This is a genomic window from Candidatus Thermoplasmatota archaeon (genome assembly GCA_030018475.1).
Classification (GTDB): domain Archaea; phylum Thermoplasmatota; class JASEFT01; order JASEFT01; family JASEFT01; genus JASEFT01.
Genome location: JASEFT010000003.1, coordinates 11,202 through 12,261 on the forward strand (window position 1 = coordinate 11,202; position 1,060 = coordinate 12,261).

1 protein-coding gene is annotated in these 1,060 nt (G+C 41.0%); it reads left to right on the forward strand.

Translation table 11 applies throughout. The annotated features are described in order from the left end of the window. Positions 1–1,060, forward strand: a 1,060-nt coding sequence (locus QMD21_00950; protein ID MDI6855339.1) for a hypothetical protein, incomplete at both ends; no start/stop codon positions are given.

Below are 1,060 nucleotides of genomic sequence, written 5' to 3' on the forward strand. Positions count from 1 at the left end.
ATCAAAATAACTGACAAAAAAATTCTGCTTGTAGATGATGATACAGGCACAGGGACGGAGAATACATACGAGACTTATTATAAAAACGCCCTTGACGCTAACGGTATAGGCTACGAGTACTGGAATGTAAAAGCATATGAAGGCGCGTTACCTGAGCTCTGGGACAGGACTGCCTACGGTACGCCTTCAACTGCATGCACACTCAGACAATTTGAATGCGTTATCTGGTTTACTGGCGATCGCTCTATAAGGTTTAAGGGTAGGGATATAAGGTCGCAGGAGGCTTACCTTGCTACAGGCGGTAGTTTATTCGTTGCAGATGCTAATCTCGAAACAAAACAGTGGTGCACTTATTACTATAGGGATACTCTGCATACTCAGTACGATGCAGATAACTCAGGTGTAACAGGACTTACAGGTGTAGCTAACGACCCTATTGGGGATGGATTATCATTAACTATTTCTACTGGCGATGCTGTTGCGCAAACGAAGCCAAGCGTTATTGAGCCTAGAAACGATACTATTCATCCAATTAACCCTGCTAACTGGACTAAAGCAAGTGCACAGAGAGTATTTATTTGGAGCACAGGCACTTACGCAGGTAAAGGAGGCGTTATCAGAGTAGAAGGCGCAACTTACAGAGCTATCTACTTCGGGTTTGGATTTGAAGGTATTGACGACGCTACAATAAGAGCTACTGTAATGAATCGTACTGTTACTTGGCTGCTCGGATGGAAAGTTTCAACTGTTACTTTAAATCTGCAAAAAGGTTGGAATTTTATCAATCTAGCATTAGATATTTCCCATACTGCAGAAAGCCTTGCACAGAACATAACAAACTGTACTCAAGTAGCGAGATGGAATTTAAGTTCTGAAAAATTCGAAATTTATGTTAAAGGCTCTGGAATAAATAATTTTGCAATTGAGAAAGGAATTGGGTATTTAGTCTACGTAACTGAAAGCACTGCTGCAACTTTCTGTGGTAGCAAAATCACATCACTTACGTTAGAGCTTAAAAAAGGCTGGAATTCTATAGGATGGTTTAAAGAGGCGGTAACAG